The sequence below is a fragment of the Arthrobacter sp. NPDC055585 genome, from assembly GCF_053619115.1.
On sequence record NZ_JBSHIT010000006.1, the window covers coordinates 46,935 to 69,144 of the forward strand.

A 22,210-nucleotide genomic window follows, 5' to 3' on the forward strand; every position below is an offset into this window, starting at 1 on the left:
AACATGGAAGCTACTTGAAAGGTCTGTGTGTCCCAGGAAATCCTAGTCGCGCGGCACTCCGAGGGCGCGGGCGTACCCGCTAAACCGGTGTACCGGCCCGAAGTCCAGGGGCTCCGCGCGCTCGCCGTCCTGATGGTGGTGACGTATCACGTCTGGTTCGGCCGGGTCTCCGGGGGAGTCGACGTGTTCCTCCTCGTCTCCGCGTTCCTGCTGACCCTCTCGTTTATGCGCAAGGTCGAATCCGGCAGGGCACTGGACCTTGGCCGGTACTGGCTGCACCTCTTTAAGCGGCTCCTTCCGGCAGTCGTCGTGGTGCTGATTGGGGTGCTGGCAGCCACAGCTGTTTTTGTTCCGCGCTCCCGCTGGGCGGAAATCCTCTCCCAGACCTGGTCCTCCCTGTTCTACTTCCAGAACTGGGCCCTCGCCGCGAATTCCGTTGACTACTACGAGGCAGACCAAAGCATTGCGAGTCCGCTGCAGCATTTCTGGTCCCTGTCCGTCCAGGGCCAGGTGTTCATTCTCTGGCCGCTGCTCTTCGCGCTCGCAGCCCTGATCGCCAGGTCAGCGAAACTGCGCTTCCGGCGGGTGGTACTGCTGGTGTTCGGGTCGGTCTTTGCGGTGTCGCTGACCTTCTCCGTGTATGAAACGTATACAAACCAGGTTCACGCATACTTCGACACCAGGACCCGTCTGTGGGAATTCGCCTTCGGCACCCTGCTGGTGCTGGCGCTGCCCTACCTGAAACTGCCGCGCCCCGTTCGTGTTGCAGCAGGATGGACTGGCCTGGCAGCGATGCTCTCCGGCGGGTTCATTCTTGACGTGCAGGGACAGTTCCCCGGGTATGTCGCCCTGTGGCCCCTGGTCGCCGCGGCGCTTGTCATTCTTGCCGGCCAGACCGGCAGTGCCTTCGGCGCCGACCGTCTGCTGAGCTGGAAACCGCTGATCCGGCTGGGCGACATGTCCTACGCCCTGTACCTCTGGCACTGGCCGGTTCTTATCATTTACCTGATCTGGCGGGACCAGGCCGAAGTGGGGCTTACCGGCGGAGCCGCCATCATCGCGCTGTCCCTGGTGCTGGCGTATCTGACCACCCGGTTTGTTGAACGCCCGCTTCGCTCCATGCAGTGGGCGGAAAAGAAGAAGCGGCGGGCTGCGGTTGTCATCGCGCTCTGCGTGAGCATTGTGGCAGCTCCCGTCGTGGGCTGGCAGCAGATGCTGAGGATTCAGAACGAACAGCTCCAAGCCAACATCGATGTAAACAATCCCGGCGCCGCTGTCCTGGACCCCGCCTTTGCCTACCACGGCGAGCAGGATGCGGAGCTTGCCCCGCTGTTTGACCGGGCAGGCTCTGACTATGCCGACCTTGGTGCTCCGTGTACGGGCAGGTTCGCGACCGATGCGGAGCAGCTGCAGGGCATTGGCTGCACCGAGTATGTATCCTCTCCGGACCCGGAGAAGGTCCTGGTTGCAGTGGGCAACAGCCACGTCCAGCAGTGGCTTCCGGCCCTGGGTCCCATTGCGGAAGCCAGAAACTGGACCGTCATTGGCCTGGTCCGGGGCGGATGCCAGTTCGTCGAATACTCTGAGGGCATCTCCGAGGAATGCAACGCCCGCAACAGCGACGCACTTCAATACATCCTCGACCTTCAGCCGGACGCAGTCCTGACGACGGCGACCTACTCCATCGTTGACTATCCCCATGAACTCCTGCCCGGCGGCTTCGCCACCATGGCAAGGACGGTCATGGACAACGGCATCCCTATGATTGGCATCAGGGACAACCCGAGGCATCCCCTCGATATGGCGCAGTGCCCGGAGACGTTCGGAACGGAATCCCCGGAATGCAACCCGGCGTATGAGTCAGTCCGGGCCCCGGACTCTCCGCTGGACGCGATGGGCGCCATAGTGCCGGAACTGCGGCTCATCGACGTCGATGACCTGGTCTGTCCTGACGGGTCCTGCCCGGCAGTGATCGGCAACGTCCGTGTCTACCTGGACGAAAACCATCTTTCGGCAACGTACACAAGGACCATGGCCACTGGATTGGAACCGCGGCTGCTGGAGGCTCTTGTGGACGGTTAGCCCGGCCGCCGGCCTCCGTCTGCCACAGGGCAAAATGCCTTCGCGTGTTTTGTCCGATAACCTAGACCGTTGGGTGAGTGCCGCAGGGCAGCCCGGAAACTAACAGGAGTGACAAGTGAACGTTGACCTCGTCGTCGTAGGGTCAGGCTTCTTCGGCCTCACCGTTGCCGAACGTGCTGCCAAGGAACTGGGACTGAAAGTCGCTGTCCTGGACCGCCGGCACCACATTGGTGGGAACGCATACAGCGAGAACGAAGCCCAGACCGGAATCGAGGTGCACCGCTACGGTGCGCACCTCTTCCACACCTCCAACGAGCGCGTCTGGAACTACGTGAATGAGTTCACCCAGTTCACCAACTACGTGCACAAGGTCTACACCAGCCACAAAGGCGAGGTGTACCCCATGCCGATCAACCTGGGCACGATCAACCAGTTCTTCCGTTCTTCCATGGGCCCGGCCGAGGCAAAGGCGCTCATTCAGGAACAGGCCGGCGAACTTGCCGGAACCGACCCCCAGAACCTCAATGACAAGGGCATCCAGCTAATTGGCCGCCCGCTGTACGAAGCGTTCATCAAGTACTACACAGGCAAGCAGTGGCAGACGGACCCGAAGAACCTGCCTGCGGAGATTATTTCCCGGCTTCCCGTCCGCTACACCTATGACAACCGGTACTTCAATGACAAGTACGAGGGCCTGCCCGTTGACGGCTACACGGCATGGATCGAGCGGATGGCCGACCACCCGAACATCCAGGTGCATCTCAAGACCGACTTCTTCGATGACGGACACGAGTTCTCCCGGGCCACCACCCTTGGCCAGGTTCCGGTTGTCTACACCGGACCCGTTGACCGGTACTTCGACTATGCCGAAGGCGACCTGTCCTGGCGCACGATCGACCTCGAGGAAGAGGTCCTGCCGATCGAAGACTTCCAGGGCACCTCGGTCATGAACTATCCGGATGAGGACGTCCCGTACACCCGCATTCATGAGTTCCGCCACTTCCACCCCGAGCGGGACTACACCAAGGACGCCACGGTCATCATGCGTGAGTTCTCCCGCTTCGCTGAAAAGGGAGACGAGCCGTACTACCCGGTCAACACCGCCGAGGACCGGGCCAAGCTGCTTGCTTACCGGGACCTGGCGAAGGGTGAGAAGGACGTGCTGTTCGGCGGCCGCCTTGGCACATACAAGTACCTGGACATGCACATGGCCATCGGCTCGGCTTTGTCCATGTACGACAATAAGATCAAGCCCCACTTCACCGGGGGAGCCAAGCTGGAAAGCGGAGGAGTCGACGCGTGAGCAACGCCATCGTTGAAGACGAAGGAAAAGACGTCCAGGAGCAGTGGTCTACGCTCCAGCGCGTAGTCCTTCCCTCGCTGGACCAGCTCGACACCGTTCCCCTGTACCTGGATACCGGCAGCGCGACCGGCGTGCAGCTCTCCACCATGAACGGGGACGCACGGACCAGCACCACGAGCCCGATGATGTCTTCCCCGGGCAAGGAAGCGCACGCCGAGGACTTCCTCTCGCGTCACTCCACCTCGGTCCGCGCAGGTGAAAGGGTGTCCTTCGGCACCTACTTCAACGCTTTCCCCGCAAGTTACTGGCGCCGCTGGACCAACCTGGACACCGTGCGCCTGAGCGTCCGGACCACCGGAACCGGCGCGGTCAGTGTGTACAAGTCCAACGCCCGCGGTGCCCTCCAGCACGTGGAGACGCAGCGGGTCAACGCTCCCGCCACCAGCACCTTTGAGCTGAGCCTGAAGCCCTTCGGCGACGGCGGCTGGTACTGGTTCGATCTGGTGGCCGGTTCTGAGCCGCTCATCCTTGAAGAAGCCGAGTGGCAGGCTCCGGGTGCACCGGTTAACCAGGGCACTGTGACGCTTGAGATCACAACCCTGAACAAGACCGACTTCTGCCTTAATAACCTGCGCATCCTGGGTGAGCACCCTGAAGCCCTCAAGTGCCTCAAAGAGGTGCTGATCGTGGACCAGGGCACGCAGAAGGTGGCCGAGGCTGAAGGATTCGCCGAGGTCGAAGCGCTGATGGACGGCAAGCTCCGCATCATCAACCAGGCGAACCTGGGCGGCTCCGGCGGCTTTGCCCGCGGCATGTTCGAGGCCGTGGAGAGCGGCAGCGACTATGTCCTGCTCCTGGATGACGACGTCGTGATGGAGCCTGAGAGCATCTCCCGCCTGGTGACGTTTGCGGACCGCTGCAAGACGCCCACCATCGTGGGCGGACACATGTTCGACCTGTACAACCGCACCGTGCTGCACACCTTCGGTGAGACGGTGAACCCCTACCGTTTCCAGCCGGACCAGCCGCACGCGGACCAGACCCTTGGGCACGATTTTGTCCGCTCCAACCTGCGGCAGACCTCGTGGCTGCACCGCCGCGTGGATGTTGACTACAACGGCTGGTGGATGTGCCTGATCCCCACCAAGGTGATCCGCGACATCGGACTGTCCCTGCCTGTTTTCATCAAGTGGGACGACGCCGAATACGGCCTGCGGGCCAAGACGGCAGGGTACCCGACGGTCTCGATGCCGGGCTCCGCCGTGTGGCATGTTTCCTGGATCGACAAGGACGACCTCGTCGGCTGGCAGGCCTACTTCCATACCCGTAACCGGATGATCGCTGCGCTGCTGCACAGCCCGTATGAGCACGGCGGGCGGGTTGTCCGGGAAACCGGGTACATGGACCTCAAGCACCTGATTTCCATGCAGTACTTCACCGCTGTGGGCCGGACCATGGCCCTGCGCGACCTCCTGAAGGGCCCGGAGCAGCTGCACGACCTTCTTCCGGTCAAACTGCCCGAGATCCGCGGCATGGTCTCGGAGTTCTCCGATGCCCAGATCCAGTCTGAGCCGGAGGCATTCCCCGCGCCGGTGATGCACAAGCCGCCACGGCGCGGACAGGGCTTCAGCGCGCCCTCCTATGCGACCCTGATTCCCTGGGCCGCCAAGACCGTGGTGAAGCAGCTGACCAGGAAGGTCCCCGAGACCAGCATGGAGCACCCGCAGGCGTACATTGCCCACCAGGACAACAAATGGTGGCGCATGTCCCAGTACGACAGCGCCGTGGTTTCAAACGCCGAAGGAACCGGTGCCTCCTGGTACCGGCGCGATCCGAAGCAGATGCGTGCACTGCTGGCGGAGAGTCTGCGCCTGAACGCGGAGATCCTGAAGAACTGGCAGTCCCTGAGCGACCGCTACCGCAGCGCTCTTCCGCAGATCACGTCCTTCGAAGCCTGGAAGGCGACGTTCGAGAAGCACGGCGAGGGCAGGTAGGTTTGTCCGCCGAAGCTCTTCAGACACCGGGAAGAGGCAGTGGAATAGCGGACCTGTTCCGCTCCCGGTTCCTGCTGAAACTGCTGGTCGCCAAGGAACTCAAGGTCCGCTACCGGGGATCCGTCCTCGGGCTGCTGTGGTCCTATGTAAAGCCGGGCGTCCAGTTCGTTGTCTTTTACATCGCCCTCGGCATCTTCCTTAATCTTGAGCGGAGCCCCGGCAACCCGGATGGGTTGCCCAACTACGCCATCTATCTGTTCTCAGGGATCGTGCTGATCAACTTCTTCACGGAGGCGCTGGGCAACGCATCCCGGTCGATTGTGGGCAATGGCGGCCTGATTAAGAAGATCTACCTGCCGCGCCAGCTGTTTCCCGTGGCGTCGGTCTGGGTGTCCGGGGTGCACTTTGTCCCGCAGATCTTGATCCTGGTCGTTGCCTGCCTGTTCAACGGGTGGCGGCCCAGTGTCCTCCAGCTTGCTGCGGCGGTTGCCGGTTTCCTGATCGTGGGACTCCTGGCAACAGGCCTTGGACTGTTGTTCGGGGCAGTGAACGTGTACTTCCGGGATGCTGAAAACCTGGTGGATATGCTGCTGATGATCGCCACCTGGGCCTCACCGGTCCTGTATTCATGGATCATGGTGCGCGACAAGCTCGGCGAGACGTTCTTCTTTGTCTACCAGCTCAACCCGATCACGGTTGGTGTCGAGACGTTCCACTACGCGTTCTGGCTTCCCACGACGGACGGAGCTGAAGCGATTCCTCCGCATCTGCTCTCACTGTGGATTCCCGTTGGTCTGGCTATCTCGGGGCTGTTCCTGCTGATCGGGCAGCTCGTCTTCCGCCGCCTTGAAGGCCGCTTTGCACAGGAGCTCTGAATCCGTGGCCACTGCCATAGAAGTACGCAATATCAACAAGAGGTTCGTCCTTCGCCATACGCGCTCCATGAAGGAAGCGTTTGTCTGGCTGATCAAAGGCCGCAAAGGTGACCTCAGCGAGAAATTTGATGCCCTCAGGGATGTCTCGCTGACTGTTGAGCAGGGCGAAACGGTGGCGCTGCTGGGTCTGAACGGTTCCGGCAAGTCCACCCTGCTGAAGCACATCTCAGGTGTCATGCGGCCGGACTCCGGCAGCGTGGGTACCCGGGGACGCGTTGCCGGTCTGATCGAGGTGGGCGCAGGATTCCACCACGACCTCAGCGGACGGGACAACGTGTACCTGAACGGTGCCATCCTTGGCATGACCGAGGATGAGATCAATGAGAAGTTCGATTCGATCGTTGAATTCTCGGAGATCGGCCAGTTCATCGACACCGAGGTGAAGTTCTACTCCTCGGGTATGTACCTGCGGCTGGCGTTTTCCGTTGCGGTCCATACGGACCCCGAGGTGTTCCTGGTTGACGAGATCCTGGCCGTCGGTGACGAGCCGTTCCAGAAGAAGTGCATCGACAAGATCAAGGAACTGGCCGGTGAAGGCAAGACGCTGGTAGTGGTCAGCCATGACCTGGATCTGGTCTCGCGCATCTGCAAGCGCGGCGTGCTGCTCGAGCACGGAAAAATCGTCATGGACGGACCGGTGGACGACGTCGTCGCCAAGCTGCGTTCGAACTAACCGCCGGGCTTCCCGGCAGCTGCCGCACCGCAGGGCGGATACACGCATTCCGGCCGCGGGGAAACGCGGCCGGAAGCGGCGGTTTTAGCGGTTCTCGGTGTTCCCTGCCGCGCCGGGGAGAGTTCCGGCTCCGGGTGCGTCGTCGCCGTGGGCGCGGGAATCGTAGCCGATAAGATAAAGCGGCCGGCGCAGGGTGCCGGTGAAGATCCGGCCGATGTATTCGCCGAGAATACCCAGGCAGAACAGCTGGATTGCACCGATGCCGCCCACCACCAGGACCGTTGAAGCCCAGCCGGGGACGGTCTGGCCCGTAAGGACGCCAACAACCACAAAGATGCCAACGAAGACGCAGGCGATCGCGCTGAGCACACCAAGCCAGGTAGCAAAGCGCAGCGGCCCGCCGGAGAAGGTCACAATGCTTTCGGTGGTGAGAAGGATCATCTTTCCAAGCGGGTACTTGGATTCACCGGCAGCACGCTTTTCGCGTTCGTAGTACACGTTGGCGCTGGGGAAGCCAAACCACGGAATGATCAGGCGGTAGACCCGGCCTTCTTCGGGGAGCCGGTTCACGGCTTCCAGCACACGCCTGCTGACCAGGCGGAAGTCGCCGGCGTTTGAGGGAACGTGGGGTCCGGCGACGCGCCGCATTAGCCAGTAGTAGAGCCCGGCAGTCTGGCGCTTGAACACTGAGTCAGTGGAGCGGTCACTGCGGACGCCGTAGACGACGTCGACGTTCTCAGCCTGTGCCTTCTTCAGCATCTCCGCGATGGTTTCGGGCGGATCCTGCAGGTCGGCGTCGATGGTGACCACGTAGTCACCCACCGCAGCGGTCATGCCGGCCGTGATGGCCGCCTGGTGCCCGCTGTTGCGCATCAGCCGCAGCAGCCGCAGCTGCGGCCATTCGGCCCGGATCGCCTGCACCATGCCCGCAGTGCTGTCCGAGCTTCCGTCGTCAACGGCCACTACTTCATAGGGGACATCCATACCGTCGAGCACAGGACGCAAGCGGGCGACCAGCTGATGGAGGACCGCCTCCTCGTTGTACATGGGTACGACGACGGAAAGCAGGGTAGGGCTCAACTCAGGACTCCTCGGACGCAATGGACACGTAGTGAGCATACCAATCCAAGCTGAACAGGCGTTTGTCCGGAGGTGCCCCCGGCACCCTGTGCTGAAGCGGCGGGAAGGGGATGGGCTAGAATTGCGTGGGCCCCGCGGGGCCATCCACGCTGGCTTAGAGCAGAAGCCATAATGCGAAGAACGGACCAAAACGTATGACGACAGTCAGCCGCGAGCGGGAAACGCTGCCGCTTAATGGGGCATCCGGTTCCCCGGCGCAGGAAGACTCCGCCGAAGAACGCGGGGCAAAGGTCTTTCTCTGGGGCCTGGTCACTGTTGCGGCGACCGTTGCAGGCGCCCTGATCCCTCTGATCCGCACCCCGCGGTTCTATTTCTACGACGACACCCAGGCCGGTGCGTACGGCATCTGGATTGAAATCGGAGAGAGCCTGCGGCGCGGCGAGTGGTGGCTCTTCAACGACGAGGCCTGGGCTGCCGGCAACTATGCCGCGGAAGGACAGTGGGGCCTGTGGAACCCCATGGTCATGCTTGTTGGCCTGCTCGCCACCGTGGTTGCAGACGGAGTGGTCTTTGCGACATTGCTGAAGATAGCCCTTATGGCTGTGCTGGCCCTGGGCACCTTCCTGCTGGCCCGAAGCTACGGAGCCGCCGCGCCGTGGGCCGCCGTGGCCGGCACGGCTGTGTCCCTGACCGGGTTCACCACGTACTTTGACGGATCCTCGTGGGTGACGGGCCTCATGGTCTTTGCGCTCCTGCCGTGGTGCTGGTGGGGGCTTCGCCGCATTATTGTCCGGCGCGGCAACCCGGCTCCGGCCCTGATCGCTTCCTACCTGCTGATTACCGTGGGCTACGTCCACGGCACCATCATGCTGGTGGTCGTCTTCCTTGCCCTCCTGATTGAGCTGGTAGCCCGCCGCCAGGCCGTACGGATCATTCCGCTGTGCATCACCGGCGTTATCCTCGGACTCGTCGCCCTGACCGTCTATTTGCCCGGTGTCCTTACCGCAGAGGTAACGGCGCGTGCCTCGGAAATCGGCAACAGCGGCTTCCTCGGCGCGGACCTCACCGGCCTGGCCAGTTCATGGGCAGCCAGTGCCCTGCCTCAGGTGTCCGGGTGGTGGGGGTCCTATTCTCCCGTCCCGGTGCTCTACATCGCCTGGTTCCTTCCGCTGCTGGGGCTGATCAGCACGCAGCGCACCCGCGGGCTCTGGCCGCAGCTTGCCGGTCTGGTCACCTTCGGCACGATTTCGCTAATGCTGACCCTCGCGCCCAGCGACCTTGGACCCCTGCGGTTCCCGATCCGTCTGGTCCCGTACTTCTCCCTGGCACTGCTCGTTCTGTTTGCCGTTCTGATTTCCCGGGCCAGGGTCCTGCAGCTGACCAAGGGAAGGGCCGCTGCAGTGGGAGTGATCTACGCAGCCGGCATGTACCTCGCCTGGAGCCAGAACCCCAACATTGGACGTATTCACTTTGTCCTGGGCGCCGTCGCCGCACTGGGAATCATCGCGGTCCTGGTTGTCCTGTACGCACCGCACAAGCTGGTGAAGACGTGGGGAGTCCGGGCTGCCGCCGCCGGCATGATCGCCGTCTGCCTGGTAACCGCAGTGGGCCAGAAACACTACTTCCCGGCGACGCCGCTCCCGGACTTCCAGTACCCCGAGTCCCCGGAGGAGTTCCAGGAACCCCTGGCTGAAGCTGAGGGCATGGCATTTGTGGTGGGCCAGCCGGACCGGCTGGGACCGGAGATCTGGAACGAGACCCTGGCTTCCAACGCCTGGTACCTCAACGACACCCCTACGCACAATCTCTACAGTCCCATCATGTTCCGCGCGTACTCCGAGGACCTGTGCATGTCCAGCCATGGCTGGACCTGCCAGAATGCCGCGGACAGCCTGTTCACACCGGATGAGGAGACCGGCGAGCTCCTGGTGGACCTGCTCTCCATCGATACGGTCCAGATCGTGCGCGCCGAAGAGGACGCCGATGGATCCCAGCTGGCAGCCCGCGAGGCTCCGGAAGGCTGGAGCGAAGTCGAAAGGACGGACGACGCCGTCACCTGGGTTCGGGACGAGCCGCTTGAAAATAACGGCGAAGCCAGCTGGTCCAGCCCCGGCACCGAGGTGACCACCGTTTCCGACACCAGCCAGGAACTGGTGCTGAGGGTGGACGAGGTGCCCGCCGGGGGCGGCGAAGTGGTTCTGAGCCGGCTCGCATGGCCTGGATATGAGGTGGAGGGCGGCACCCTCGCCGACCCGCTGCGGGGTTACCTGCTGACCGTGGATATTCCGGCGGACGCCGAAGGGCAGGAGGTCCGCGTGACCTTCGAACCGCCGGCCTGGCCGGTTCTGGTGACCCTGATCTACACGGCGATCGGGCTCGGTCTCCTTTGGTCCCTGGCACATCTCGCAGCAGGGCTGCGCAGGTCAGGAAAAGCCAAGGGCCGGCGTTCGGTCAAGCCGGAATCGGACGGCAAATGAGCCAGCCGGAGCAGCCTGCCGAGAAAGACGGACAGGAAGATGCCACACCGTTCCCCGAAGATCCGCACGGGCTCTTCAACGGCCCGCCCGGGCCGCTGCTGCGGCTGCTGAAGACTGAGAAGGTCGCCTTCCTGATTGTCGGCGGGGCCAATACCGTCTTCAGCACGCTGCTGTTCATCGCCCTGGACCTGCTCTACGGACACTACGTCCCTTCGTTTGTGGTCCTGGGCAGCGCCTGGCTGATCTCCCTGGTTGCAGTGTTCTTTGTATACCGCCGGCTGGTCTTCCGGGTCACCGGGCACGTGCTGAGGGACCTGGGCAGGTTTGCGCTGGTCAACCTGACGGCCCTGCTGGTGAACATGGTCCTGCTCTTTGTCGCATCGGATCTGCTGGGCGCGCCCCGGATTCCTGCGCAGATCATCATCACCTGCCTGACGGTCTTCATCAACTATTTCGGCCACAAGTACTTTTCCTTCCGACGCAAACCATCAGAAGTCCCCGGCACGGCTGAGCCGTCCGGGAGCAGGAAAGAGGACGACGCATGAGTCCCCGTGTTTCAATCGTGATCCCGGCCTACAACAATGCCGCCTATCTGCAGGCGACGCTGGAGTCGGTGTTCGCGCAGACCTACCAGGACTACGAAGTCGTCATTGCCGACCACAGCTCGGTCGATAAGACGGCAGAGATCATTGAGTCCTTCGCCCACGAGCCGCGGCTGCGGATCCTCAGCCCAACTCCGCACGGGGGAGGGGCAAAGGCAAACTGGAACCGGGTCAGCCAGCATGCCCAGGGTGAATGGATCAAGCTGGTCTGCGGGGATGACCTGCTGGCGCCGGACGCGCTGGCAGCTCAGATGGCTGCTGCTGATGCCAACCCCAGCGCCGTTATGGTGGCAGGTAAGCGGGACATTGTGGATGCCCGTGGCAAAGTCGTGATTTCTGCCCGCGGCCTCGGAAACCTGGAAGGTTTGGTTCCCGGAACGGAGGCGGTCCGTGCGACGGTCCGCAGCGGCACCAACATCTTCGGAGAACCGGCTGCTGTGCTGCTCAAGCGGGAGGTGCTTGCAGATGGATGGTGGGACGATTCATTCCCCTACATGATCGACGTGACGGCCTACGTGCGGGTTCTCCGTTCCGGCGACCTGGTTGCCCTGCCGAGGACGTTGGCGAGTTTCCGGATCAGCGCAAGCCAGTGGAGCGTCCGTCTGGCCCGATCACAGGCCGAGCAGGCGTCCGGACTCTACCGTGCTATCATGACCGATCAACCCGGAACTCTGACAAAACTCGATGCAGCCAGAGGCAACATGCTGGCGTTGGCTAATGCCTACGCGCGGCGTCTGGTGTACGTCGCGCTCCGTCGCCGCATGGGACACGAGCATGCCGTGGAGAGCACCATATAGGAACCTGCACCTGTAGGAGCGTGCCATGAGCCAGCGGACCGGCCCCCGGGCTCAGGAAGGCGTCCGCCGAACGGGGCTGCAACCGGTCCTGTCCTGGCTGCGTACAAAGGACAGCTCGCTGCGCGTTGCCGTCCTCCTGGCCTACACCGTGGTTGTGGTCCTGGGAGTGACCACCTCATCGATTGGCATGGGGCACCTGCGGCAGGATCCCGAAAACCCGCTCGGCACGCAGCTCGGCGAGTCACGGTTCATCCGGTCCGATGAGTACAACGCGTTTTCGCCGATCGCTCTGTCGGTCATGGCGACCGGGGCCGCGCCCACCCTGAGTGCCATGGGTGCCCGCGCCGATTTGGTGCACCGGTTCACCTCCGGGGGATTCTTCGAATCCGTCGTGTTCTTTGATTCAGGCCTGCTCAAACTAGCCGGGTTTCTCCCGGACGCCAGCGTCTTCGCCGCTCACTGGTGGCTGCCGTCCCTGCTCCTCCTGCTGTTTCTGCCCATCTGGTTCGAACAGGTAGGCGGAACCCGCAGGATGGGCTGGCTGGCGGCAGGACTGACCATCCTTGCCCCAGCTGTGGCATGGTGGTCCCTAATGCCGGTGGCCCTCATCGCCTATACCCTTACGGGCAGCAGTCTGATGATCACCTGCTACCGCCGGCTGTTGTGTGGCCGGTGGATCACCGGAGTCCTTGCCGGAGTGGCAGGCGGCATCCTGATAGCGGGAATGCCTTCGTTCTACACTCCGTGGTCCCTGGTGCTGGGTCTTCCGGTGCTGCTTGCCTCCGTCCTATGGATCCTCAGCCGTTCCGGTACCTGGTGGAGCCGAATCCGGCCCGTTGCGCTGACGGGTGTCACCGCGGCGGTCTTTGGCGCCGGCCTGCTCCTGGAAAATGCCGAAGGGTTGAACGCGCTTTTTGGTACGGTCTACCCGGGTGCCAGAAGGTCCACTGGGGAAGCACAGCCTTTCTCGCTGCTGTTCGGGGCGCCGCTGCTCTCTCCTTTGCAGGACGGAGCTGTGCCTGTTCAGGCCAACGCCAGCGAAGTCTCAATGTCGTTTACCGTTGCTTTCATCTGGATAGCGGTACTGATTCTGGCAGGGCTTGCGCCGGCGTTCCGCCGGGGAATCGCAGGATGGACAGTTCTTGTCTGCGCGCTGGTGTGGCTGGCATGGGCGGTGGCCGACTGGGGCGCGTTTGGAGCGCAGATCCCTCTCCTCAACCTTGTTCCGGCGGTTCGTGCCGCACAGGTAGTCGGCATTCTGGGTGTTATTGCGCTCTGCTTGTTTCTGTCTCAGTGCGAGCGCGGAAAATGGAGTGCCGCGGTAGTGGCAGCGGCGGCCTGCAGCACGGTGACGGTCTTCGCCGGATTCCAGTTGCGGACGGACTATCTGCCGGACCTCAGCCGCGGTGCCGTTCTATGGGCAGGCGCGGGCGTTGCTTTGGCGGTACTGGCGTTGACCCGGTATCCCAACCGGTCCTGGTCCATAGTGTTGGCACTTGCATTGGCCGCGGTGCCGGTTTTCCGTGCCAACCCGGTAGTCTTTGGCCTTGGCGACCTGCGTGAGTCTGAGACCGCCGGAGAACTCTCGGTGCTGGGTGTCCAAGCCCGCTCAGACGGCACCTATTGGGCCTCCAACTCCGGTGCGTTTGACACCGTTGCACTCGCCAATGGCGTGCCGCTGCTCTCCGGCCTGCAGCGATCCGGACCGGACGCCGGAATGTGGGAGCGGCTTGATCCTGGCCGCAGAGCCGAAGACGCATGGAACCGTGGAGGCGGATACCTTTCATTTGGCTGGACTCCGGGGGAGCCGACCGTCATTTCCACTAACGGTCTGGACGTCACTTTCGTGCATTCCGATCCGTGTGTCCTCGCATCCGAGATCCCCGAACTAGGGAACATCGCGTCCACCGCAGAATTGTCGGGTCCGTGCCTTGAACCCGCAGGCACACTCCAGTGGGCCGGAAAACAGATCTACCTATACAGCGTGGTCAGGGACTGAAGAGCCGTCCCTGGCTCGAATGGGCCCCTACTTTTGCAGATAGGCGCGCAGCGCTTCCTCTGCTGGGCGGGGAGTGAAACCCGTTGCCTTGATCTTTCGCAGATCCAGGACGCTGTTCAGGGGACGGGGCGCCGCCTCCGGTTTCGTGGCGAAGTACTCCTCGGTGGTGACACCGGTCACCGCCAGCGGGTCGGAACCGGTCAGCGCATAGACCTCTGCGGCGACGTCCGCCCAGGACGACGGCTCGCCGTCGTTGGTTATGTTGTATGTTCCGAAAGGTGACCCGGACTCCGTGAGGTGGCGGATGGCCGCAGCGAGGTCCCGGGTGAAGGTCAGCCTCCCGATCTGGTCACTGACGACGCTGGGCTTGACCCCCTTGGCGGCCAGGGACGCCATGGTGCGTACAAAGTTGCTGCCTTCACCGATGACCCAGCTGGTGCGCAGGATGTAGTGCTGCGGTACGGCTGAGACCACGGCGTCTCCGGCAGCCTTGCTCTGTCCATAGACACCGAGGGGGGAGAAAGGCTCGTCCTCGGTGTGCACGGGGTTCGTTCCGTCGAAGACATAGTCCGAGGAAACGTGGACCAGGGTGAGGCGGTTCTCTGTGGCCACGCGTGCCAGCCGGGCGACCGCGGCCGCGTTGATCTCCCACGCCGCGGGGCGTCCCTCAGGAGTCTCGGCAGCGTCCACGGCCGTGTAGGCCGCAGCGTTGATGATGGTCCCGTAGTTCTTCCAGCTCCGGTCCCAGGACGCCGGATCAGCGAGGTCGAACTTCGTCCTGCCCGCGAATTCGACCGACGTGTCGCCGTCGTATTCTTCGCGCAGGGCCTTGCCCAGTTGGCCGTCCGCGCCGATGACCAGTGTCTTCTTCGGTGCCATGGGCGCAACGTCCGCCAGGCGCGGATGTGCCTTGTCCTTCTCCGAGAGTTCGGCCCGTTCCAGAGGAATGGGCCACGGGATGGAAACCGTCTCATCGGCAAGGTTCAGGAAGGTGTACTGGCCCTGCGCTCCGGCGCTCCAATGGTCGTTCACCAGATACGTGTAGGCAGTGTTGTCTTCCAGCGTCTGGAAAGCGTTGCCGACGCCGCGCGGAATGAAGATGGCACGGCTCGGATCCAGCTCCGCGGTGAAGACAGCCCCGAAAGTGGGGCCTTCGCGCAGGTCCACCCAGGCGCCGAAGATCCTGCCGGTGGCCACGGAGATGTACTTGTCCCAGGGCTCGGCATGGATGCCGCGGGTAGTTCCTGCCTTTTCGTTAAAGGAGATGTTGTTCTGGACCGGACCAAAGTCCGGCAGCCCCAGTGCGAGCATCTTCTCGCGCTGCCAGTTTTCCTTGAACCACCCCCGGTTGTCCCCGTGAACCGGCAGATCGTAAAGGACGACGCCGGGAATCGGGGTTTCGCGAGCTGTGAGGGCCTTGGAGAATTCAACCATGGCCGTTACTGGCCCTGGACCTTGTACTTGGCTTCGGTCTCGGCCTTCTGGGGCCGCCACCAGGCTTCGTTCTCGCGGTACCAGGCGATGGTGTCCTCAATGCCCTTGTCGAAATTCGAGAACTTCGGTTCCCAGCCAAGTTCGGTGCGCAGCCGGGTAGAGTCGATGGCGTATCGCAGGTCATGTCCCGGGCGGTCAATGACCTGGTCGTAGGCGTCGGCCGGCTGGCCCATGTGGCTGAGGATCAGCTCGATGACTTCCTTGTTGTTCTTTTCACCGTCGGCACCGATCAGGTAGGTCTGCCCGATTTCGCCCTTTTCGATGATGGTGAGAACGGCTGAGGAGTGGTCATTGGCGTGGATCCAGTCGCGGACGTTCTCGCCGGCACCGTAGAGCTTGGGCCGAATGCCGTCGATCACGTTGGTGATCTGCCGTGGAATGAACTTTTCAACGTGCTGGTAGGGGCCGTAGTTGTTGGAGCAGTTGCTGATCGTCGCCTGCAGCCCGAAGGAACGCACCCAGGCACGCACCAGCAGGTCCGACCCGGCCTTGGTGGAGGAGTAGGGGCTGGAGGGGTTGTACGGCGTGGACTCGGTGAACCGCTGCGGATCGTCCAGTTCCAGGTCGCCGTAGACCTCGTCCGTGGAGATGTGGTGGAAGCGTGTCCCGTGCTTCCGGGCCGCCTCGATCAGCGTGTACGTGCCGACGATGTTGGTGTCCAGGAACGGGCGGGGATCGTGCAGCGAGTTGTCGTTGTGCGACTCGGCGGCGTAGTGGACCACGACGTCGGTCTCGGCCACCAGCCGGTCCACCAGCTCGGCGTCGCAGATATCACCCTGGATGAGCTCAAACCGGTCGGCAGGGAGCCCCTCGAGGGAGGCCTTGTTGCCGGCGTAGGTGAGTTTGTCCAGCACAGTGATCGAAGCGTCCGTGTGGGCCAGTGCGTAGTGCACGAAATTGGAGCCGATAAAGCCGGCGCCGCCGGTGACAAGGAATCTGCGCATGTATATGTACGTTACCGGATTTGCCGTGCCAGATCAGACGGGCGAAGATGAGCACCATGCGTGGAATTATTCTGGCCGGCGGTACCGGTTCGCGGCTGCACCCCATCACCCTTGGCGTCAGCAAGCAGCTGGTCCCGGTCTATGACAAGCCGATGATCTACTACCCGCTTTCGACCCTGATCCTGGCAGGGATTAAGGACATCCTGATCATCACCACGCCGCACGATGCTGACCAGTTCCAGCGCCTGCTCGGCGACGGTTCGCGGTTCGGTGTCAGTATCACCTACAAGCAGCAGCCCTCTCCTGACGGCCTGGCGCAGGCTTTTATCCTGGGTGCCGAGCACATCGGCAACGGACCCGTGGCACTGGTGCTGGGGGACAACATCTTCTACGGCGCGGGTATGGGTACCCAGCTCCGCCGCTTCTCGCAGATCGACGGCGGTGCGGTGTTCGGCTACTGGGTGGCTGATCCCACCGCCTACGGAGTGGTGGAGTTCGACGCAGAGGGCAAGGCGATTTCCCTTGAGGAGAAGCCGGCCAAACCGAAGAGCAACTACGCCGTTCCCGGCCTGTACTTCTATGACAACGACGTCGTTGAAATCGCCCGGAACCTCGAGCCCTCTCCGCGCGGGGAGCTGGAAATCACGGACGTGAACCGGGTTTACCTTGAGAAAGGCAAACTGCAGGTAGAGATCCTTCCGCGCGGAACCGCATGGCTGGACACTGGCACATTCGATTCCCTTAACGAGGCGTCCGAGTTCATCCGCACAGTCCAGAAGCGCCAGGGACTTTCAATCGGCTGCCCCGAGGAAATCTCCTGGCGTCTTGGCAACCTTTCCGACGACGAGCTGCGGGCCATCGCGGAACCGCTGGTGAAGAGCGGATACGGCGCCTACCTGCTGGGGCTGCTGGAGAACCGCGCCCGGTAGCTGGCACCGGACACAAAAAAGGGGCGCTCCTGGCGCCCCTTTTTTGTGTTTGGCTACGGTTGGTATTCTTCCTGGCCGTCGTTCTGAGGGCCGGGATCCGGGGCAGTCCCGGATGCGGATTCCTCCGGAGTCAGCGACGTCACCTCGGAGCGCAGATCTCGGACGGCGGTTTCAAGAATGGCAACTTCCTCGGCCAGGACACGCGTCTCGTCCTCCACCATCGAGAGTTCCCAGGAGAGGTGGAGCGAAACGCCCATCAGCAGCACGATGCTCATGGCAAAGAGCAGGTTCGCCGGAACTTCCACCCCCAGCCAGCCGGCCACGAGCGCCAGCAGATGCGGCCAGCCCGCGAGGATCAGTGCCCCGCCGCCTACCAGCAGCCACAGGACGGCGTACTTTTCCCGGAGTTTCCTGCGGCGCAGCAGGACCAGGACGATCACGACCATAAAAAGTGAGAACAGGAATGCAGCTGCGACAGCCATGGGTTATGCCTTACCTGAGTGAACCTGGGACCTGCGGCGTGTCATTGCCAGTCCGAGGGCGAAAACGGAGCGCAAGAGGTAGACAGTCGATTTGGCCGGGTTATGGCTCGGCACACCGCCCTGCCTGACCCGCATCTGCACCGGAATCTGGGTCACGGTGCACCCCGAACGGACGGCGACAACGAGCGAATCAATGGTGTCGCCGAGGTATTCGGCCGGATAGTGGTCAATGTACTGGTCCAGGGCGCGGACGTTCGCTGCCCGGAAACCGGACGTGACGTCCGTGAGTTTTTCTCCCGACAGCCGGGAAATGACCGCAGCGAGAAATGACATGGCCCACTTGCGGGGCCCGGAAACCTTGTAATTGCCCGCCTCTGCGAAACGTGCCCCAATGGCGATGTCCGCCTTTTGCAGGCCTTGGACCACACGGTCAATGTCCCGGGGATCGTGCTGCCCGTCGGCGTCCACCTGGACGACCTGCCGGTAGCCTTCCCGCCGGGCATATTTGAATCCCGCACGCATTGCACCGCCGACCCCAAGGTTAAAGGGGAGCCGCAGGACCGTGGCGCCGGCCTCCTCTGCCAGGGCGCCGGTGTTGTCGGCGGAGCCGTCGTCAACAACAAGGACGTCGTAGCTCTTTCCCTGGGCCAGGACCTCGCGGACCGTGTTTCCCACGGTTTCGCCTTCATTCCATGCCGGCATGATGACGAGGAGGCGATTTGGGTCCTGCATGGGCATGGCGGGGTTCGAGTTCCTATCTGGTTTTGAAGTCTGGTGCTGCGGATGCCTTGATCTGCGCAAAGTTCCGGACAAGCCCGAAGCGTCCAGTGCTAACATCGTAGCCGAACCCCGAAGGCCCGTCATGCGGAGCACCCGCGGGTGAGCATGCGCTCGGCAGGCCCGGCGGCTGCGATCGAGCACTAGGAACCAGAGGAGCACCGCACATGCTGCGCGAAGACAATCCGGAGGGTTCCACAGCGCCGCTGGCCCGCATTCGAAACCTGGTTTTTGGCCCGGCAGGACGCTATCTGCTGGTGGGTGTCCTGTCCTTCGCCATCGACTTCGCCCTGCTCGTCCTGCTCTACGAGGTCTTCGGTGTGGTGCTGTGGCTGGCGACGGCAGCCGCCTTCCTGACCAGCCTGGCCGCCAACTACCTGCTGCAGCGGTACTTCACCTTCTCGGGGACCCCGACCCGGGGGACCAGCTTCATCAAGTACATGCTCCTGGTGGGAGTGAACACGGTGGCTGCCAGCCTGATTGTCTCCGGCTTTGAAGCCATCGGCAGCAGCTACATGCTCGGAAAAATCATCTCCACAGCGGCCATGACCGTGTGGAATTTCTTCGCCTACAAGTACTGGGTGTTCGCCGCCCGGGGCGGGGACGGGAACGAAACACCGTCCCCGTCCCCGGCCCGCGAAGCTTAGCCCAGCGGAAGGATGCCCTTCCGGACGCCCTGCCGGTAGCCTTCCTGCTGCATGCCGGTCAGCGGGTAGGTCCAGTAGACCCCGGTGCGGTCGACGGCACCGAGAAGCCCTCCACCGCCGGCAGGTGAGGGAGCCGGGAACACACGGCTGAAGACGTTCCATCCGGTTCCAACGGTCTCGTGAACACCCAAGGTGCCGTTTCCGGTTCCCCGCCACAGGGACAGGCGGCCGTCCGGCGACCAGCCCAGTATGTCGCTGCGTCCGTCGCCGTCGTAGTCCCCGGGAGCTGCCAGCGCGGTAAAGCCGTCCCAGCCCCCGCGCCCGATCAGGGTGCGCTGTGCGTAGCCTTCCTCGCTTCCCCGGACGATTCCGGTTCCGTTGTACCGCCAGAGGTTCCCGGAGCGGTCGCGGGCCAGCAGATCCGGCCTGCCGTCCCCGGTCAGGTCGCCGGCACCGAGGACCTGGGTGTAGTCATTCCAGCCGGTGCCGATCCGCACCGCCCGGGCGTAGCCTTCGCTGGATGCGGACACCCGCCCGGTACCGGCGTAGAACCACAGCGTGCCGTCCGGCTTGCGGGCCAGCAGATCATTGCGGCCGTCGCCGTTGAAGTCGCCCACGCCCGTGATCTCTGAGTAGATCTGCCAGCCGGAGCCGATCCTGACCCGGGTGCCGAACGTACCGTTGGCTTTGCCCGGCTGGAACCAGAGCACCCCGTCCGCCGCAACGGTGAGCAGATCTGCAACGCCGTCGGAGTTGAAGTCCGGGGTTGCGGCTGCCAGCTTCTGCTGGGTCCAGGCCGCTGTGCCCCGCCGGACACCGGCGTTGTAGCCTTCCGCGACGGCGCCGGTTCCCTGGTAGAACCACACCCGCGAATCAGTGCCGATGCCGAGGAGATCAGTACGTCCGTCGCCGTTGAAGTCGCTTCCGCCCAGCACGGTGCTGAAGATATTCCAACCGGTGCCGACCACGTGTCCGGGCGCGAAGGCACCCCCGCCTGAGCCCTGCAGGAACCAGAGGCGGCCGTCGGAGGTCCGGGCCGCGATGTCTATCCGCCCGTCGCCGTTGAAGTCGCCGGTGCCGGTGAAATCGCTGAAGCGCCACCAGTCCCCGGAAGCTGAAACCGCCGGGCCGTGGGCCCCGGTGCCGGTGCCCCGGTAGATGACTGCTGAGCCGTTTGGCCGCACGGCAAGAATGTCCGTCCGCCCGTCGCCGTTGCTGTCCCCGATGCCAAGGAGGTGGCGGAACTCTCCCCAGCCGCCGCGGCCGATGACCTCGCCCGGACGGTATCCCTCGCTGGCTGCCGAGACCGAGCCGGTTCCGGCGTAGAAGTACAGGTTGCCGTCCACATGACGGGCCACAATGTCAGCCCGCCCGTCGCCGTTGTAGTCACCGGCAGCCACCAGGGCATTGAAGACCTGCCAGCCGCTGCCGATCTGGCGGGGTGAGCCGAAGCTTCCGGAGCCGGTGCCTGCATGGAACCACAGTGTTCCGTCTGACCGGCGCGTGAGCAGGTCCGGCCGGCCGTCGCCGTTGAAGTCACCGGGGCTGATGACCCTGCGGGTCCAGTCCGGAGCGGGTCCGTTCATCGCGAACCTGGCGAGGTCGTCAGCGGATCCCCGCCACACGTTTGAATCGCCTTCAAAGGGCCCGGTGCTGCTGTACTGCCAGATGTTGTAGGTGCTCCAGCCTGCGGGCATCGAGCCGGGGCCCGCAGTGCTGTAGCGGGCAATGTGCAGCGGGTGGTTGGCAAAGGCCGTGCTGTTGCCGGTGCAGCGGTTCCACCAGTCGGCGGTGGTGTAAATCATCGGCACCCGGCCGGTGCGTGCCCTGACCGTGTTGGAGAAGTCACGGATCCAGGACACCATCTGAGCGGGGCTGAAGTCGTAGCAGGTGTTGCCCAGCTCCGGATACGGGTTGTATTCGATGTCGAGCAGGGGAGGCAGGGTCCTGCCGTCGGCTGTCCAGCCCCCGCCGTTGTTGACGAAGAAGTTGGCCTGAGCGGCGCCGGAAGAATCCTTGGTGGGGATGGCGAAGTGGTAGGCGCCGCGGTACATGCCCACGGAGCCGGCCCCGCTGTACTGGCTGGCGAAGCGCGGATTCTTGTAGGTGGTGTGCTCGGTGGCTTTGACATACGCAAACCGTGACCCCTGGCTCCAGGCCCGGCTCCAGTTCACTGAAGACTGGTGGCTGCTGACGTCCATGCCCTGGATTCCGGCCGGCCGCCAGGTTGCCAGCGGTGCTGCCGCCTCCGTCTCGGCCTGCGCCTGCAGATTCTGCGTTGCCTGCCCGGGCGTCCTGGCCCCGGACTGCAGGGGAGCTGCGAGTCCGGCGTCAACCAGGGTCTGTTCAGCAGCCAGGCGCTCGGCGGTTTCACCGGCGGAAGGGGTCTGCGGATCACTGGTGGTCTCCATACGTTCCAGTCCCTGACCCATCTTCGCGCCGAGCAGGCCGATGAGATCCGCGACGTCGACCCCCTGCGCGGGTGCGGGGGCTTCCGCTTCGGATTCCGCAGTGCTCTCCGGCTCTGCGTTTACAGCGCTTCCGGAAGCCGTCCCGTCTGCCGGCGGCTGAGCGGGGTCAGTTTCTGCGGACTCTGTGCCAGCGGGGTCTGCTTCAGCCTCCGTGGGCTCGGGGAATTCGTTCTCCGGCACGTCCTCAGGGAGCAGCGCGGGAGTTTCGCCCGGGGCCGGTGCGGGCGTCTCCTGGACCGGCGGTGCCTCATTCAGCGTGGTGGCATAGGCAGGAACCGCGGAAACGGCGAGGGTGAGGGAAAGTACGCCTGCCAGCACAGGCGCGATGTGTCGTTGTTTCACGGGGTCTCCAGAGAGCAGATGTACGTCAGCCTGAACAATACCGGGGCTGCTGTGAATTTTGAGACTGGTGAACCTTCGTTCGGAAGTTAGGCCCGCAGATGAGGAAAACAAAAGCGTGCCGCTGCCTGGGGCGGACCTGCAGCATGATTCAGCTGGCTTCCCGCGCCGGAGTCTTTTCCACA

Annotated in this window: 17 protein-coding genes; 11 read left to right on the top strand and 6 right to left on the bottom strand. The window is 63.4% G+C overall.

The window, feature by feature from the left end:
* Window positions 1–27 precede the first annotated feature (27 nt).
* The 5 genes from ACWGQ2_RS11405 (at window position 28) to ACWGQ2_RS11425 (ending at window position 6,987) form a co-directional block, all read left to right on the top strand.
* Entirely contained in the window at window positions 28–2,082 is a 2,055-nt protein-coding gene (locus tag ACWGQ2_RS11405; protein ID WP_452017319.1) for an acyltransferase family protein, read from the top strand.
* A gap of 115 nt (window positions 2,083–2,197) precedes the next feature.
* The gene (glf, locus tag ACWGQ2_RS11410) at window positions 2,198–3,385 is read left to right on the top strand and encodes a UDP-galactopyranose mutase (protein ID WP_326831522.1); all 1,188 of its coding nucleotides are present in this window, start codon (window positions 2,198–2,200) and stop codon (window positions 3,383–3,385) included.
* The gene (locus tag ACWGQ2_RS11415; RefSeq protein WP_452017321.1) at window positions 3,382–5,379 is read left to right on the top strand and encodes a glycosyltransferase; all 1,998 of its coding nucleotides are present in this window, start codon (window positions 3,382–3,384) and stop codon (window positions 5,377–5,379) included. The genes glf and ACWGQ2_RS11415 overlap by 4 nt, the downstream gene beginning before the upstream one ends.
* 2 nt (window positions 5,380–5,381) lie before the next feature.
* Window positions 5,382–6,254 (top strand): ABC transporter permease, encoded by an 873-nt coding sequence (locus ACWGQ2_RS11420; RefSeq protein ID WP_452017323.1) that lies wholly within the window; start codon window positions 5,382–5,384, stop codon window positions 6,252–6,254.
* Window positions 6,255–6,258: 4 nt separating this feature from the next.
* Window positions 6,259–6,987 carry an ABC transporter ATP-binding protein gene (locus ACWGQ2_RS11425; protein ID WP_452017325.1) on the top strand — a complete coding sequence of 243 codons (729 nt, stop codon included), beginning with the start codon at window positions 6,259–6,261 and terminating at the stop codon, window positions 6,985–6,987.
* An 84-nt stretch (window positions 6,988–7,071) separates the two neighbouring features.
* Here ACWGQ2_RS11425 and ACWGQ2_RS11430 read toward each other — a convergent pair whose 3' ends face one another.
* Window positions 7,072–8,067 (bottom strand): glycosyltransferase family 2 protein, encoded by a 996-nt coding sequence (locus ACWGQ2_RS11430; protein WP_452017327.1) that lies wholly within the window; start codon window positions 8,065–8,067, stop codon window positions 7,072–7,074.
* A gap of 194 nt (window positions 8,068–8,261) precedes the next feature.
* On the opposite strand from ACWGQ2_RS11430, the gene ACWGQ2_RS11435 reads away from it, so the two are divergent.
* The 4 genes from ACWGQ2_RS11435 to ACWGQ2_RS11450 are packed head-to-tail and all read left to right on the top strand — an operon-like array spanning window position 8,262 to window position 13,942.
* Window positions 8,262–10,544 (top strand): hypothetical protein, encoded by a 2,283-nt coding sequence (locus tag ACWGQ2_RS11435; RefSeq protein WP_452017329.1) that lies wholly within the window; start codon window positions 8,262–8,264, stop codon window positions 10,542–10,544.
* On the top strand, window positions 10,541–11,089 hold the full coding sequence (locus ACWGQ2_RS11440) for a GtrA family protein (RefSeq protein ID WP_452017331.1): 549 nt from the start codon (window positions 10,541–10,543) through the stop codon (window positions 11,087–11,089). The genes ACWGQ2_RS11435 and ACWGQ2_RS11440 overlap by 4 nt, the downstream gene beginning before the upstream one ends.
* A complete protein-coding gene (locus ACWGQ2_RS11445) occupies window positions 11,086–11,943 on the top strand; it encodes a glycosyltransferase family 2 protein (RefSeq protein ID WP_452017333.1) in 858 nt (285 codons plus the stop codon). The genes ACWGQ2_RS11440 and ACWGQ2_RS11445 overlap by 4 nt, the downstream gene beginning before the upstream one ends.
* Window positions 11,944–11,968: 25 nt before the next feature.
* Window positions 11,969–13,942: a DUF7657 domain-containing protein gene (locus tag ACWGQ2_RS11450; RefSeq protein WP_452017335.1), complete on the top strand. Its 1,974-nt coding sequence runs from the start codon at window positions 11,969–11,971 to the stop codon at window positions 13,940–13,942.
* Window positions 13,943–13,969: 27 nt separating this feature from the next.
* Here the strand turns inward: ACWGQ2_RS11450 and ACWGQ2_RS11455 are convergent, their stop codons facing one another.
* Together ACWGQ2_RS11455 and rfbB are read right to left on the bottom strand one after the other, a co-directional pair.
* Window positions 13,970–15,376 (bottom strand): sugar nucleotide-binding protein, encoded by a 1,407-nt coding sequence (locus ACWGQ2_RS11455; protein ID WP_452017337.1) that lies wholly within the window; start codon window positions 15,374–15,376, stop codon window positions 13,970–13,972.
* Window positions 15,377–15,381: 5 nt separating this feature from the next.
* Window positions 15,382–16,380: a dTDP-glucose 4,6-dehydratase gene (gene rfbB, locus ACWGQ2_RS11460; RefSeq protein ID WP_452017339.1), complete on the bottom strand. Its 999-nt coding sequence runs from the start codon at window positions 16,378–16,380 to the stop codon at window positions 15,382–15,384.
* 56 nt (window positions 16,381–16,436) lie between these two features.
* Between rfbB and rfbA the strand changes: the two genes are divergently transcribed.
* Window positions 16,437–17,309 carry a glucose-1-phosphate thymidylyltransferase RfbA gene (gene rfbA / locus ACWGQ2_RS11465; RefSeq protein ID WP_452017685.1) on the top strand — a complete coding sequence of 291 codons (873 nt, stop codon included), beginning with the start codon at window positions 16,437–16,439 and terminating at the stop codon, window positions 17,307–17,309.
* Between the two features lie 53 nt (window positions 17,310–17,362).
* Here the strand turns inward: rfbA and ACWGQ2_RS11470 are convergent, their stop codons facing one another.
* On the bottom strand, window positions 17,363–17,791 hold the full coding sequence (locus ACWGQ2_RS11470; protein ID WP_452017341.1) for a DUF2304 domain-containing protein: 429 nt from the start codon (window positions 17,789–17,791) through the stop codon (window positions 17,363–17,365).
* 3 nt (window positions 17,792–17,794) lie between these two features.
* Window positions 17,795–18,529: a glycosyltransferase family 2 protein gene (locus ACWGQ2_RS11475; RefSeq protein ID WP_452017343.1), complete on the bottom strand. Its 735-nt coding sequence runs from the start codon at window positions 18,527–18,529 to the stop codon at window positions 17,795–17,797.
* A 206-nt stretch (window positions 18,530–18,735) separates the two neighbouring features.
* Between ACWGQ2_RS11475 and ACWGQ2_RS11480 the strand changes: the two genes are divergently transcribed.
* Window positions 18,736–19,215: a GtrA family protein gene (locus ACWGQ2_RS11480; protein ID WP_452017345.1), complete on the top strand. Its 480-nt coding sequence runs from the start codon at window positions 18,736–18,738 to the stop codon at window positions 19,213–19,215.
* Here the strand turns inward: ACWGQ2_RS11480 and ACWGQ2_RS11485 are convergent.
* Window positions 19,212–22,028, bottom strand: a complete 2,817-nt coding sequence (locus tag ACWGQ2_RS11485; RefSeq protein ID WP_452017347.1) for a GH25 family lysozyme — start codon at window positions 22,026–22,028, stop codon at window positions 19,212–19,214. The two genes, ACWGQ2_RS11480 and ACWGQ2_RS11485, sit on opposite strands and share 4 nt — an antisense overlap.
* Window positions 22,029–22,210 lie beyond the last annotated feature (182 nt).

What these genes read in the sequence shown, in the direction of transcription:
- ACWGQ2_RS11445 (WP_452017333.1), top strand. Translation starts at nt 11,086, where the DNA reads ATGAGTCCCCGTGTTTCAATCGTGATCCCGGCCTACAACAATGCCGCC.
- ACWGQ2_RS11470 (WP_452017341.1), bottom strand. Translation starts at nt 17,791, where the DNA reads ATGGCTGTCGCAGCTGCATTCCTGTTCTCACTTTTTATGGTCGTGATC.
- ACWGQ2_RS11475 (WP_452017343.1), bottom strand. Translation starts at nt 18,529, where the DNA reads ATGCCCATGCAGGACCCAAATCGCCTCCTCGTCATCATGCCGGCATGG.
- rfbB (WP_452017339.1), bottom strand. Translation starts at nt 16,380, where the DNA reads ATGCGCAGATTCCTTGTCACCGGCGGCGCCGGCTTTATCGGCTCCAAT.
- ACWGQ2_RS11455 (WP_452017337.1), bottom strand. Translation starts at nt 15,376, where the DNA reads ATGGTTGAATTCTCCAAGGCCCTCACAGCTCGCGAAACCCCGATTCCC.
- ACWGQ2_RS11480 (WP_452017345.1), top strand. Translation starts at nt 18,736, where the DNA reads ATGCTGCGCGAAGACAATCCGGAGGGTTCCACAGCGCCGCTGGCCCGC.
- ACWGQ2_RS11440 (WP_452017331.1), top strand. Translation starts at nt 10,541, where the DNA reads ATGAGCCAGCCGGAGCAGCCTGCCGAGAAAGACGGACAGGAAGATGCC.
- ACWGQ2_RS11435 (WP_452017329.1), top strand. Translation starts at nt 8,262, where the DNA reads ATGACGACAGTCAGCCGCGAGCGGGAAACGCTGCCGCTTAATGGGGCA.
- rfbA (WP_452017685.1), top strand. Translation starts at nt 16,437, where the DNA reads ATGCGTGGAATTATTCTGGCCGGCGGTACCGGTTCGCGGCTGCACCCC.
- ACWGQ2_RS11450 (WP_452017335.1), top strand. Translation starts at nt 11,969, where the DNA reads ATGAGCCAGCGGACCGGCCCCCGGGCTCAGGAAGGCGTCCGCCGAACG.